14 protein-coding genes are annotated in these 13,449 nt (G+C 64.3%); 5 read left to right on the forward strand and 9 right to left on the reverse strand.

Annotated features, from left to right (window positions below; translation table 11 throughout):
• Positions 1-3: 3 nt before the first annotated feature.
• Genes RY1_RS13090 through RY1_RS13100 form a run of 3 tightly spaced genes read right to left on the reverse strand, consistent with a single transcriptional unit; the run spans position 4 to position 5,110 of the window.
• Positions 4-1,644, reverse strand: a complete 1,641-nt coding sequence (locus tag RY1_RS13090; protein WP_072803990.1) for a Na+/H+ antiporter subunit D — start codon at positions 1,642-1,644, stop codon at positions 4-6.
• A complete protein-coding gene (locus RY1_RS13095; RefSeq protein ID WP_072803991.1) occupies positions 1,641-2,270 on the reverse strand; it encodes a Na(+)/H(+) antiporter subunit C in 630 nt (209 codons plus the stop codon). Before RY1_RS13095 ends, RY1_RS13090 begins: the two co-directional genes overlap by 4 nt.
• Entirely contained in the window at positions 2,267-5,110 is a 2,844-nt protein-coding gene (locus RY1_RS13100; RefSeq protein WP_072803992.1) for a Na+/H+ antiporter subunit A, read from the reverse strand. The genes RY1_RS13095 and RY1_RS13100 overlap by 4 nt, the downstream gene beginning before the upstream one ends.
• Positions 5,111-5,364: 254 nt before the next feature.
• Between RY1_RS13100 and RY1_RS13105 the strand changes: the two genes are divergently transcribed.
• From RY1_RS13105 to RY1_RS13125, 5 genes are all read left to right on the forward strand, one after another.
• Positions 5,365-5,727, forward strand: coding sequence for an ArsR/SmtB family transcription factor (locus RY1_RS13105; protein ID WP_072803993.1), 363 nt, complete (start codon positions 5,365-5,367; stop codon positions 5,725-5,727).
• Positions 5,720-6,193, forward strand: a complete 474-nt coding sequence (locus tag RY1_RS13110) for an SRPBCC family protein (RefSeq protein ID WP_072803994.1) — start codon at positions 5,720-5,722, stop codon at positions 6,191-6,193. Before RY1_RS13105 ends, RY1_RS13110 begins: the two co-directional genes overlap by 8 nt.
• 5 nt (positions 6,194-6,198) lie before the next feature.
• The gene (locus RY1_RS13115) at positions 6,199-6,627 is read left to right on the forward strand and encodes a VOC family protein (protein WP_072803995.1); all 429 of its coding nucleotides are present in this window, start codon (positions 6,199-6,201) and stop codon (positions 6,625-6,627) included.
• Positions 6,628-6,677: 50 nt separating this feature from the next.
• Positions 6,678-7,031: an NUDIX hydrolase gene (locus RY1_RS13120; RefSeq protein ID WP_072804051.1), complete on the forward strand. Its 354-nt coding sequence runs from the start codon at positions 6,678-6,680 to the stop codon at positions 7,029-7,031.
• 75 nt (positions 7,032-7,106) lie between these two features.
• Positions 7,107-7,859, forward strand: a complete 753-nt coding sequence (locus RY1_RS13125; RefSeq protein ID WP_072803996.1) for an isocitrate lyase/PEP mutase family protein — start codon at positions 7,107-7,109, stop codon at positions 7,857-7,859.
• A gap of 1 nt (position 7,860) precedes the next feature.
• Here RY1_RS13125 and RY1_RS13130 read toward each other — a convergent pair whose 3' ends face one another.
• From RY1_RS13130 to RY1_RS13150, 6 genes are all read right to left on the reverse strand, one after another.
• Entirely contained in the window at positions 7,861-10,026 is a 2,166-nt protein-coding gene (locus RY1_RS13130) for an AAA family ATPase (RefSeq protein WP_072803997.1), read from the reverse strand.
• A gap of 36 nt (positions 10,027-10,062) precedes the next feature.
• Entirely contained in the window at positions 10,063-10,917 is an 855-nt protein-coding gene (locus RY1_RS30300; RefSeq protein ID WP_174565372.1) for a CDP-alcohol phosphatidyltransferase family protein, read from the reverse strand.
• A gap of 12 nt (positions 10,918-10,929) precedes the next feature.
• A complete protein-coding gene (locus RY1_RS30305) occupies positions 10,930-11,646 on the reverse strand; it encodes a phosphatidylserine decarboxylase (RefSeq protein WP_174565373.1) in 717 nt (238 codons plus the stop codon).
• A gap of 105 nt (positions 11,647-11,751) precedes the next feature.
• Entirely contained in the window at positions 11,752-12,015 is a 264-nt protein-coding gene (locus RY1_RS13140) for a GlsB/YeaQ/YmgE family stress response membrane protein (RefSeq protein ID WP_072803998.1), read from the reverse strand.
• 71 nt (positions 12,016-12,086) lie between these two features.
• Entirely contained in the window at positions 12,087-12,542 is a 456-nt protein-coding gene (locus RY1_RS13145) for an SRPBCC family protein (RefSeq protein ID WP_072803999.1), read from the reverse strand.
• A 73-nt stretch (positions 12,543-12,615) separates the two neighbouring features.
• Positions 12,616-13,413: a DUF1206 domain-containing protein gene (locus tag RY1_RS13150; protein WP_072804000.1), complete on the reverse strand. Its 798-nt coding sequence runs from the start codon at positions 13,411-13,413 to the stop codon at positions 12,616-12,618.
• Between the last annotated feature and the right edge of the window lie 36 nt (positions 13,414-13,449).

The following is a 13,449-nucleotide window of genomic DNA, read 5'->3' on the forward strand; positions in this document are numbered from 1 at the left end:
ATTTCATTTGCCCGCCTCTTCTCCGGCAACCTGCTCCATCGTCTTATCGCCCACGAACTCGGCCCCGCGGACCGCGTCGATGTACACCGACCTGTCGCGCAGATCGGCAGCAGCACGATCGCTGATGTCGATGATTCTGCCCGCGAAGACCGTCAGAGCAAGACCGACGATCACCAACCCGACCGTCGGGATGAGCATGAACGCAGGCATCCGTCCGACGTCCTCGCGGTCACCGAACGCGATGTCGGACGAATCGTCGAGAAGAGCGGACGGGCTGTTGTCTGCCAGGTCGCCCTCGGGCGCATCCGCGCGTGCACGCCAGAACGCCTTGGTCCACACGCGCGCCACCACGTAGAGCGTCAGGAGACTGGTCACCGTGCCGCCCGCGACGAGGATCCATGCCAGCACGCTGCCCTGTGCACTACCTGCCTGCAGCAGTGCGACCTTGCCGATGAAACCCGAGAACGGCGGAATGCCACCGAGGTTCAGCGCGGGAACGAGGAACACGATCGCGAGCACCGGACTCGCTGCCGCGAGGCCACCGAGCCGTCGTAGCGAGGACGATCCTGCTTGCCGCTCGATCAGACCCACGACGAGGAACAGTGTGGTCTGCACGATGATGTGGTGGGCCACGTAGTAGATAGCGCCCGAGAGCCCCGATTGCGTCGACAGTGCGACGCCGAAGATCATGTAACCGATGTGGCTGACCAGGGTGAACGACAGCAGACGTTTGATGTCGCTCTGGGCGATCGAGCCGAAGATGCCGACGAGCATCGTCAGCAGGCCACACACCATCAGGACGTTGTCCAGGCTGCCGTCGGGGAACAGCAGTGAATGCGCGCGGATGATCGCGTACACACCGACCTTGGTCAGCAAACCGGCGAACACCGCGGTGACGGGCGCAGGCGCGGTGGGGTAGGAGTCGGGGAGCCACGTCGACAGTGGGAACACCGCGGCCTTGATGCCGAACGCCACGAGCAGCACGGCGAAGATCGCCGTCCGGGTGCCCGTCGGAATGTCGTCCAGGCGCGTGGCCATGTGTGCGAGGTTGAGCGTGCCGGTGGCGGCGTAGACGAGGGCGATGCCGATCAGGAAGATCAGCGAGGACACCATCGACACCATCACGTAGGAGACGCCTGCACGTACCCGATCGGCACTGGCGCCGAGCGTCAGCAACACGAACGACGCCGCGAGCAGAACTTCGAATCCGACGTACAGGTTGAACAGGTCACCGGCGAGAAAGGCGTTGCAGATGCCCGCAGTCAGCGCCAGATAGGTGGGAAGGAAGATCGATACCGGCTGGTTCTCGTTGCCGTCGCGGATGCCCTGACCGATGGAATACACCATGACGGCGAGCAACACGATGGTGCTGACCACCAGCATCATCGCCGACAAACGGTCGACGACGAGCGAGATACCGATCGGCGAATCCCAGCCACCCACCTGCAGTGCGTGTGTGCCGTCGCGATCGGCCAGGAACAGCAACATCCCGGACACCGCGACCACCGCGGTCAGCGCGACGACCGTGATGAATCGTTGTGCGCGAGGCCGACGCCCGGCGACGAGCGTCAATGCCGCGGCGAACAGAGGTATCAGGACGGGAAGTGGAGTGAGGACGTCGATTGCGCCCGAGGAGACCGTCATACGTTGTCTCCCTTCATCGATGTCTTGTCCTCTTCGGCGCTGTCCTCTTCGGCGCTGTCGATACCGTCGAGGCCTTTCATGTCGGGTTCGTCGTCATCGTCGAAATCGCCCTCGTGCAGGTCCTCGTAGCATTCGAGATCTTCGATGTTCTTCAATTCCTCGATCGGGATCGGGTTTCCTCGTGAGTCGAACGCGTCGCCGCTGAAGCTCGGCTCGCCGGTGACCGGGTCGTCCGAACGGTCGCGGTCCGGTGCGTCGGCCATCGAGCGACGCTTGGAGACCTTCGTGTCCTCCGGGTCGTTCTCGACGTCGTCCTTGGTGTTGAGCGTGAACGAGCGATAGGCGAGCGCGAGCACGAACGCCGCGATGCCCATCGTGATGACGATCGCTGTCAGGATCATCGCCTGCGCGAGAGGATCGGCCATGGCGTCGTGAATCGAGGTAGTGCGCCCGACGATCGGCGGGTTACCTGCGGGTCCACCGACGGTGAGTATCAGGATGTTGACGCCGTTGCCGAACAGCAGCAGCCCGAGCAGCATCTTGGTGATCGACCGTTCCAGCAGCAGGTAGACACCGGATGCGACGAGGATGCCCACCACGATCAGCATTCCGAGATTCGCGGTCATCGGGCGTTCACCTGGCTCTGCATTTCCACCTGTGCGTCGAGACGGGCGCCGAGGCTTCGGAGAACGTCGAGTACGAGACCGACGACGATGAGGTACACACCGAGGTCGAAGAACAGCGCGGTGACGATCTTGATGTCGCCGAGCACGGGCAACGTCAACTCCAGCGTCGCTGAGGACAGCGCAGGTGCGCCGAGGAACAACGACGAGATCGCGGTGCCGGCCGCGAGGATCAGACCGAGGCCGAGGATCTTGCCTGCGTCGATCGGGACGGCCTCGCCGAGTTCGTAGCGGCCACCGGCCAGGTACCGGAGCACCAGGGCGAGTCCGGCTGTGAGGCCACCGGCGAATCCGCCGCCGGGGGCGTTGTGACCGGAGAAGAAGAAGTAGACCGACAACACCATGATCGTCGGGAAGATCAGACGTGTCGTCACCTCGAGGACCAGCGAACGATGCCGCGGGTCGATCAGGTCTCCGCCGAGCAGCCACGTCGTATCCGAACCGACGCCGCCGTCCGAACTGCTGGCCGGGGCGTCGGACACACGCGGTGCGCTGCCGAAGCGACGGTTGCGGAACACCAGGCTCGCGACGCCGGTGGCCGCGACCAGCAGCACCGAGATCTCGCCGAGGGTGTCCCACGCACGGATGTCGACGAGCAGGACGTTGACGATGTTCTTGCCGTCGCCGAGGAGGTAGGCGGCATCGGGGAGCTGCAGCGAGATGGGCGCCGTGTTGCGCGCATTCATCGCGAAGGCTCCCAGAGTGGTCACTGTTGCTCCGACGGCAACGGCCAGCACTGCGCGAGGGATCCGCGATCCCGCGGAGCCTCGGTCGTCGACCTCGGCGGGCAACTTGCGCAGCACCAGCACGAACACGACGAGGGTGAGTGTCTCGACGAGGAACTGCGTCAACGCAAGATCGGGAGCACCGTGTACTGCGAAGATGACACCGCAGCCGTACCCGGTCAGGCCGACGAGAATGACGCTGGCGAGGCGGTTGCGCATGACCGTCGCGCCGAGAGCGCCGGTGATCATGATGAGCGAGACGACCAGTTGCAGCGGGGTGTCGAACAGCACGAAGTCGAGGTCGGGCTCGGCGCCGACCGCGAGCACCACCGTCGGCAGCAGCACGAGCGTCAGAAGGATCGTGCCCTGGGTGAGCGGCAGAGATCCTCGCTGCGTCGTGCCGGTCAACCGGATGGAGATGGTGTCCATGCCCTTGAGGACGGCGTCGTACACGCGGTCGGCGTTGCCGAGCGGCGGGTGTTCGAATTTGAGTCGATTGACCATGCGGTGCGCGATGAACAGCGCGACACCACCGGTCACCACGACGACGGTGAGACCGAGCGGCAGGTTGAAGCCGTGCCACAGCGACAGGTGATACGACGCCTGGCCGTAGTCGTCGACCGTCCGCGCGTACGGGCTGACGATGGTGTCGACGACGGGGGAGAAGATGCCGGCCACGAGTCCGAGAACGGCGAGGAACGCGGGCGCTGCCATGAACAGAGCGGTCGGGGCATGCATGTTCTTGACCGCCGGACTCGGGCGCTTGAGTTGCTTGCGGCCGAAGGCGCCCCACACGAACCGGATGCTGTAGGTCACCGTCAGGATCGAGCCGACGACCAACCCGGTGGTGACGAGCGCAGCGACGACGGGGTTCAGTGCCGGGGTTCCGATCACCGCGGACAGTGCGGCTTCCTTGCCGACGAATCCGAGGAACGGCGGTAGACCGGCCATGCTCGCTGCGGCGAGTGCAGCGATGCCGCCGAGTATCGGCACTTTCTTGCCGAGGTGAGCGAGCTTACGGATGTCGCGCGTGCCCGTCGTGTGATCGATGACGCCGACCACCATGAACAGTGTCGCCTTGAACATCGCGTGCGCGATGACCATGGTCAGTCCAGCCAGCATGGCCTTCTCGGTGCCTATCCCGACGAGCACCATCAGGAAACCCAACTGGCTGACGGTTCCGAACGCGAGGATCAACTTCAGGTCGAACGCACGTAGTGCTCGCCAGCCGGCGAGGATCATCGACAGCAATCCGAGCGAGATGATCGTCGCACGCCACGGTCCCGAGTCCGCGAAACCGGGCGCCATCCGGGCGACGAGGTAGATGCCTGCTTTCACCATCGCGGCGGCGTGCAGGTAGCCGCTGACCGGTGTCGGTGCGGCCATCGCGCCGGGCAACCAGAAGTGCATCGGGACGATCGCCGACTTCGACAGTGCTCCGATGAGAATGAGGACGACGGCGACACCGGGCAGCCAGCCGGACGGGGCGTCGGCGATGACGTCGGACAGGTTGTAGCTGCCGGCGACCTGCCCCAGGATGATGATGCCCACGAGCATCGCCAATCCACCCGCGGTGGTGACGAGCAACGCCTGCGTGGCGGCGCGACGTGAGGATGCGCGCTCGGCGTAGTGGCCGACGAGCAGGAACGACAGAACCGTGGTGATTTCCCAGAAGATGTACAGCACCAACATGTTGTCGCTGGTGATGAGGCCGAACATGGCTCCGGAGAAGGCGACCATCTCGGCGGCGAAGAGCCCGAGGCGTGGTTCGTCGTCCTCGAAGTATCGGCCGCAGTAGACCAGGATCAACGCGCCGATGCCGAGCACCAGCAGGGACATGATCGCGGCGAGGGAATCGAAGCGCATGTCGATGTTCATCGACAGGCCCGGAACCCACTCGATGCTCAGCGACTGCTCGGTATTCCAGTTCGCCACGACCCAGACGAGGCTGACGAGCGGTACCAGCGCAAGCGGAAAGAAAGCATTTCGGCCCCACCAGCGGACCAGCAAGGGAGCGAACACGGCTGCAACCGTGTGCGCCAGCAAGATAGCGAGCAAAAAAGAACTCCGTCGTCTCGGGTCGCGTCACCCGCTGCGGGGTCTCGCGGTGGTCGTTGGGCGGCGTCGAGTAGTCGAACAATCGAAAAATATGCTCACGAGCCGTTGCTCGGCCGGCGAGTACAAGTTCTTCTCATCCTACTTTGCGAGGTCGCAGCCCTGCCATTCGGTACAAATTGGACGCGGCTCTTGACCGAGGCGGTGGGGCGTTCTAGTCTAATCAACAGATCGATTGATAAAGGAGTTGGTTGATTATGGCATCGGACGACGCAGATGCCGATGCCGATGCCGATCGGCTCGACGGGGCGTTCATGGCCCTTGCCGATCCGGTTCGACGCGCCATCGTCGCCAGCCTCAGCCGCGGCCCACGGACCGTCAACGATCTGGCAGAACCGTTCGACATCAGCAAACAGGCCGTCTCCAGGCACATACACGTCCTGGAGGAAGCAGGACTGGTGACCCGATCACGTGACGCGCAACGTCGCCCGGTCCATCTCGACTCGGCGAGGCTCGAGGAACTCACTGCCTGGATAGACAAGTACCGCATCATCCACGAACAGCAGTTCAGGAAGCTCGACGCACTGCTGACCACACTGAAGGAGGAGAACGATGAGTAATTCCGTCACCATCACCGTGCCCGAAGGTGTCCCGTTCATCACCATCTCGCGCGAGTTCGACGCCCCCGTCGAGGCAGTGTTCCGTGCACACAAGGAACCGGAGCTGATCAAGCAGTGGCTCGGCCCCAATGGGTACGACATGGAGATCGAGCGCTACGACTTCAGCACCGGCGGCGGCTATCGATACGTGCACACCAACCCGGAGGGGTCGCAGTTCGCGTTCAACGGTGTCTTCCACGTCGTGCGTGAGAACGAGTTCGCGATCCAGACCTTCGAATTCGAGGGATATCCCGATGTCGTCAGTGTCGAATCGTTGACGTTCGTCGACCTCGGCGACGGCCGGACCCGACTCGACATCCACAGCACCTACCCATCCGTGGACGCTCGTGACGGCATGGCTCAGAGCGGCATGGAGAAGGGCGTCACCGAGGGATACGAGCGGCTCGATGTCATCGTGAAGGGCTGAGTGAGATGGACTGGACTCTCGAAGTCGTGGTGGTACCCGTGTCGGACATCGACAGGTCCATCGAGTTCTACCGTGACAGGATCGGGTTCGAGCTCGATCACCACACCGTCAACGAGCACATGACGGTCGCGCAGCTGACGCCACGGGGTTCGGGATGCTCGATCGTCATCGGCACGCTGCCGTCGCAGCAGGAGATGACACCCGGATCACTGAAGGGGTTGCAGCTCGTCGTGGCCGACGCGTACGCGGCTCGCGAGGAACTGCTCGGCCGCGGCGTCGACGCGAGCGAGATCACGGTGTTCGACGAGCGCGACGGCGGAACGTTCTTCGGTTTCGCCGATCCCGACGGCAACACGTGGGGTGTGCAGCAACTGAAGGTACGTGCGGACACGCCGTTGATCCCGCACGAGACGCGTGGCAGATTCGGGGCGTGACGAGTGACATGATCAGGACGGCGGGTCTGGCGTACGTGAAGGATCGACGAATGATTCAGGCCAGATCTGCCGGGAAGTCGGCGTTCTACATGGCTGGCGGCAAGATCGATCCCGGTGAGACGCCCGAGCAGGCGCTGCATCGGGAGATCCGTGAGGAGTTGGACGCGGCCGTCACCGACATCGAGTTTCTGGGTGTGTTCGCGTGTGAAGCGTGGGGGCATCCGTCGGGAACCCCGCTCGAGATCCATTGTTTCCTGGCCGATTTGGCGTCGGAACCGGTGCCGACCAGTGAGATCGCCGAGATCCGATATTTCACCCGGGACGAATACGCGGCGATGCCGGACGTGGCGCCCGGGTCGTTGATGGTCTTCGATCGAATGCGGGAACTCGATCTGATCGATTGAGCGGAATGAATCGCGTCGGTACCGTGTTGGCAGGAGAACGTACGTTCTCTCACCTTCGATGTTTCAGGAGTTTCAATGACGACCTTGTCCCAGAAGGCAGCAACCCTTCTCGAACTCCACAAGCCGGGTAACCCCGTCGTTCTACCCACGGTATGGGATGCCTGGTCCGCCAAGCTTGCCGTCGATGCAGGCTTCGTTGCCCTCACCGTCGGAAGCCATCCGGTGTCCGACTCGATCGGTAAGCCCGACAACGAGGGCATCACCTTCGACGAGCTTCTGGCGCGTATTTCCCAGATCAGCGCGGCCGTCGACGTGCCACTGTCGGTGGACATCGAATCCGGCTACGGGGAGGACCCGAAGCGTCTCATCGACGGGTTGCTCGCTGCGGGTGCCGTCGGCCTCAACATCGAGGACACCGTGCACAGCGAGGGTGGACGCCTGCGTGAGGCGCAGGAGCACGCGGACTTCGTCGGTGCGTTGCGCGCTGCATCCGACGCGACCGACGTTCACGTCGTGATCAACGCTCGCACAGACCTGTTCGTCAAGCAGGTCGGCGACGAGAGCGACCGAGTCGACCGCGCCATCGCGCGTCTGAAGCTCGCGGCCGCGGCCGGTGCCGACTCGCTCTACCCGGTCGGTTTCCACAACGACGCCGACTACAAGCGTCTGGCAGAGGAGCTCCCGTTGCCGATCAACGCCATCGCCAACCCGGCGGACGGCGATCTGTCGCACTTCGCATCACTCGGCGTCGGCCGCATCAGTTTCGGTCCGCTGTTCCAGATCGCTCTCGCGGCCGAAGCGAACAAGGTGCTCGCTCGCTGGAAGTGAATCAGCGAGACGTGCTGTAGGCCTCCAGGTGCGCCACTTGCTCGGCATCGAGCGAGGGGCGCACCGTCTTGCGGGCAGCCTCGACGTCCTCGGCGGTGACGTCGGTCGCGTCCATGGACCGGCGCATCGCCGTCAGGGCCGCCTCACGTAACAGCGCGGAACAGTCGGCGGCGGAATAACCGTCGAGATCGGCAGCGAGCAGGTCGAGGTCGACGTCGTCTGCGAGCGGAACCGATTTGCCCGACGCGCGCAGAATGTCCTTGCGCGCCTCCGCATCCGGTGGTGGTACGAAGACCAGCCGTTCGAGCCGGCCCGGGCGCAGCAGCGCTGGGTCGATCAGATCGGGTCGGTTGGTTGCCCCCAGTACGACGACGTCACGCAGCGGCTCGACGCCGTCGAGTTCGGTCAGCAGCGCTGCGACGACACGATCGCCGACCCCGGAGTCGGAACTCTGGCCACGGCGCGGCGCCAACGCGTCGATCTCGTCGAGGAAGATCAGTGATGGAGCGGAGTCGCGCGCTCGTTGAAACAGTTCGCGCACAGCCTTTTCCGAGGAACCGACCCACTTGTCCATCAGCTCGGCGCCTTTGACGGCGTGCACGCTGAGCTGCCCGGAACTTGCGAGTGCGCGCACGAGGAACGTCTTTCCGCATCCTGGTGGACCGTAGAGGAGTACACCGCGTGGCGGTTCGATGCCCAAGCGCGAGAACGAGTCCGGATGCCGCAGTGGCCACAGCACCGCCTCGGTCAGTGCTTGTTTGGTTTCGACCATGTCCCCGACGTCGTCGAGCGAGATGCTGCCGATCGCGAGTTCCTCCGACCCCGAGCGGGACAGTGGCCGGATGACATCGAGTGCGCCCACCAGATCCGGTTGTGTGAGCAGCGGATCGGTCTTCGTCGAACTGGCTCGTGACGCCGCACGCAGTGCTGCCTCCCGCACGAGTGCTGCAAGGTCGGCGACGACGAATCCCGGTGTTCTCGAAGCGATCTCGCTCAGTGAGAGTCCCTCGGTCGGGGCCGCGCGGAGCAGATGCTCCAGCAGGGCGGTCCGGCCGGCCGCATCGGGAAGAGACAGAGTCAGTTCGCGGTCGCACAGGTCCTGCGCCCGCAGCCTGGTGTCGGTCGCCTCGGGATGCGCGGTGGTGGCCACGAAAGCGAGGCCGGGTGTGTCGACCGCACGTCGAAGCTGATCGAGCACGAGCGCCGAGGCGGGTTCGGTCGTGGCGGGAAGCACTGCGTCGACGTCGGTGATCAGAAGAACACCACCAGCGCCGCCGCCACTACCACCGATGAGGGAGTCGACGGCCGTACTGACGGCGTCGACACGCGCAGCTCCATCGAGCGCGCCGATCGAGGGCCCGTCGAGCTCGGCGACAGTCCGTCCGGCGAGGACGGCTCGGGCGAGCGTGGACTTTCCGACGCCCGCGGGTCCGGTGATCAGCACGCCGAGATGAGGCGAGGCGCCGAGACGAGCGAGCAACTCCGATTCGTCGAGCGCAAGGCGAAGCCACTCCGACAGTTTCGCCTGCTGCACCGGCACCCCGACCAACTCGGTGACCGGAATCGGAGGTGTCGCGTGCCTGGTGATCGCGGGGACAGCAGGCCCGCTGCCACCCCAACTCACCGCCGAATTGGGTTGAACACTCACCGGATCGCCAGACGGATCGGCCGAGGACACCGTCAGAAGTTCGGTCGTCCACGTGACCCCGAATGTTCGTGAGAGGGCCTGCGTGGCAGCCGTTGTGCTCGTGCCGGGGCCGAGATCTCTGGGAAGCAGCGAGACCGCGTCGCCGACGGTCAGGACCTTGCCGAGCAGCGCTTGGCGCAGTGTCGCCTCCGATATCGAGTTAGTCGCAAGCGCCGAACCGCTGACCGTCACCGTGCGAGCGCCGTACACCGTGACGGGCGTGACCGCGATCGAGCCGTCTTCCTTGATACCTGCGTTCGACAGCGTCACGTCGTCGAGGAGAGCGGTCCCCTGTGGGGTGTTCGCGGGCGCGCGGCCCACGACGGCGGCGGTGCGGCGCGAACCGATGAGGGCAATCGCATCCCACTCGCGAATCCCCAGCGCGGCAAGCACTTCTGGATGCAGGCGCACGACACCGCGTCTGGCGTCGGCTGCGGAGGTGTTGAGGCGGGCAGTCAAAACGAGTTCAGGCGTGCTCACGCCACCCAGAGTAGCTTCGTTGCCCGGTACCTTTGCTCAGCGGCGAGGACGGCGAAGACCGAGTCGCGCTGCCGACCGCGGGTTCGAGTTCGGTTTGCGGCGGATGGCGCGACGTTCCGCACGGCGCTCGGACGGTTTGGCATCCCACGTGTACGGGCGGGCGGCAACCCACCGCTGTGAGCGAACCGCAAACGGTATGTGCACCAGGTACACAGCGACGAGGACCATCAACAGCACCAGGGGATAGGTGATGAGTGCGGCGGCGGCGAGCGCGACCAGGATCAGAAGTGCGGCAGCCATGCGAGGCGGCACCGACACCGTCTTCAGTGCCAGCGTCGGAACACGACTGACAGCAAGTGCGGCGGTGAACAACGTCCACCCGACGACCACGTAGAACGATGCCCACCAGCCGTCGCCCCACTCTTCGAACGCCGCGATCGGAGCCAACACGATGAGCGCACCTGCCGGAGCAGGAACGCCGGTGAAGTACTCCCGCGCGTAGGTCGGAGTGTCGTCGTCGTCGAGCAGGGTGTTGAAGCGCGCGAGACGCAGCACCATGCTCACCGCATAGATCAGAACGATGATCCATCCGCCGCTACTGCCTTCGAGCAGCGTCACGTACAGCACGAGGGCGGGAGCGACGCCGAACGAGATCGAGTCGGCCAGCGAATCCAACTCGGCGCCGATCTTGCTGGTCGCATCGAGAAGCCTGGCGATGCGCCCGTCCAAGGCGTCGAGGATGGCGGCGGCACCGATCATCGCCAGCGATACTCCGAGCTCACCGTCGAGCGCGAACTTCACCGCCGACAGGCCTGCGCACAGCGCCAGAATCGTCACCACCGACGGCAACAAACGGACGGCAGCAGGCGGTCGGGCTCGTCTGGTGATCATCGGGCGGCTACCTTACTGCGGAAGCTCGGCGAGCACTGTCTCGGCTCCGACGGCACGCTGGCCACGCTCGACCAGCAGCGTCGTGCCGACCGGGAAGTACGTGTCCACGCGTGACCCGAACCGGATCAGACCGTAGGTGTCGCCGATGGTCAGGGTCTCGCCGACCGTGGCGTTGTTGACGATCCGGCGAGCGATCAGACCGGCGATCTGCACGACGCCGACGTCCTGCCCGGACGGGGTACGGATGTGCATGCTGTTGCGCTCGTTCACGTCGCTGGCCTCGGCGAGATCGGCCGACTTGAACTGACCGCTGCGATGTACGACCGCGATCACCTCACCGCCGATCGGTACACGCTGCACATGGACGTCGAGCACCGACAGAAAAATGCTGACCCGTGGCACCGGCGTCGTACCGAGATCGAGTTCGGCAGGAGGGACCGCGGTGTCCACGAGCGTGACCAGTCCGTCTGCCGGCGCGACCACGACGCCGGGACGGTTCGGGGGGACTCGGCTCGGATGGCGGAAGAATGCGGCGCACGCACCCGCAGCGGTCAAGCCTGCGCGGCGGATCCACTTGTGCCTACGTCCGAGTACGGCGACTGCGAGCGGACCTGCGACGAATGGCAGACCCGCTGGATGCAGCGGTGGAACGGTCTCCCGGACGAGGTCGACGAAGTGTGCTGCGCCGGTGCGGGGAGGTTGACCGATCGGGGTGGGACGGCGTGCCACTTCACTCCTCATGATCTTCGACGAAAGAGGCCCGGTGAACAGACCACTGCCGGGGCCTCACAGAGTACGTGAGAAGCCCCGGCAGTAAAGAATGTGCTCCGTGGGTCAGACCCGGGACCGACCCGTGACTGCTTTGACGATGAACAGCAGGATGACCGCTCCGAGCAGGCACGTCAGGAACGTGACTATCGATCCCGAGCCCTCAGTGTTGTAGTTGAACAGTCGCAGGATCCATCCGCCAATCAGTCCGCCGATGATGCCGACAACGATATTCAAGATGATGCCCATTGACGCATCGGTTTTCATGATCTTGCTTGCAATCCAGCCGGCCAGGCCGCCCAGGATGATGTACACGATGAATTGCCACATGGTGGTACGCCCCTCTATCTGCCGTTCGAACTGACAGCTATAGGTTCCCGTGTATCGGGCGTCCGAAACCTTCAGTGCGTTTCGCTCTCCAATTTGATGCGCTGCAGGGTCTGGTTCATCCCGTCGACGAGCTCGACATCGAACTCGTCGGTTCCGCCGAGCACGTTCTTCACGAGGAAACCCGAGATCGCCGTGGTCCCCGTCGGTGCCTCACGTCGTTCGACGACGGTGGTGCCCGCATCGGTCGGCGTCAGGGTGTACGACCAGGTGGTGTGGTTCTCGGTGATCCGGAAAGCGATCTCCCTGTTGGGTTCGAACCGGGTGACCTTCGCGGTGGTCGGCCAGACGAGGAAGCCTTTGCGGTTGACGTTGAGCGTGGTGGTGCCCTTGCGGACTTCGCCTCCGAACACCTTCATCTTCACGCACTGGGGACTCCACCGACCCATGCGCTCGAGGTCGGAGACGACCTGCCACACCTGCTCGGGGGTCGCATCGATGTCGACGCTGGCTTCGAGAGTCCTACTCACATCTACCTCCGTTGCGGGTGAATGTGACTGAAATTAACACACAAAAGCCGGACCGTGCCCATTCGCGCCGACTTCACATGCGGGCGTACCTGGCGAGCACGAAGGCGTACACCCCGTACAACGCGATTCCGATGCCGGCGAGGACGAGCAGGACCTGCCCGAACGGTTGCTCACCGAGGGTCTTGACCGCTCCGTCTATTCCGGTGGCCTTGCTCGGGTCCGAGGTGAACACCGCGACGATCACGAGGCCACCTGCACCGATCAGCGCGATTCCCTTTGCGGCGTATCCGGCGATGCCGAGCCGTTGAACGGCCTTGCCGGTATGCCCTTGAAGATCGTCGAGGAAGTTCTTCGACACGCCCTTGTAGACGTGGTAACCGCCGACGCCGATGATGACGAGGCCGACGACGATGAGCACGAACTTGCCGAAGCCGTTCTCCATCAGCTTGGCCGTCATGCCCGCGTTCTGCTCGCTGCTCGACTTGCCCGATCCCTTGGCGAAGCCGAATGTCGACCATGCGAACGCGACGTAGACGACGGCAAGCGATCCGGCCTTCAGACGGTCCAGTGCGCTGCCCGCGCCGGAATCGGACTTCTTGCCGACGATCGCTTCGACGAGCCTCCACAGCGCGAGCGCCGCGAAGGCGACGACGGCGATCCACAGCGCGATCGAACCGCCGGGTTTGCTACCGAGCTCGGCCAGCGCGCCCGACTGGTCGGCATTGCCTCCCTGTCCGAACGCGAGTCGGATTGCGATGTAGCCGATGAGAATGTGCAGCAGCCCGCTGACGAAGTGGCCTGCGCGCGCTGCTTTCTCGAAAGCACCGTTGTTCTGGACACTCTCGACTGCATTGCCGGTCGTCGAATTCACTCGTTGCCCCCGATTCGGTATGTGTGGGCGGAAGTA

Origin of the sequence: Rhodococcus yunnanensis NBRC 103083 (genome assembly GCF_001895005.1) — a bacterium.
Classification (GTDB): domain Bacteria; phylum Actinomycetota; class Actinomycetes; order Mycobacteriales; family Mycobacteriaceae; genus Rhodococcoides; species Rhodococcoides yunnanense.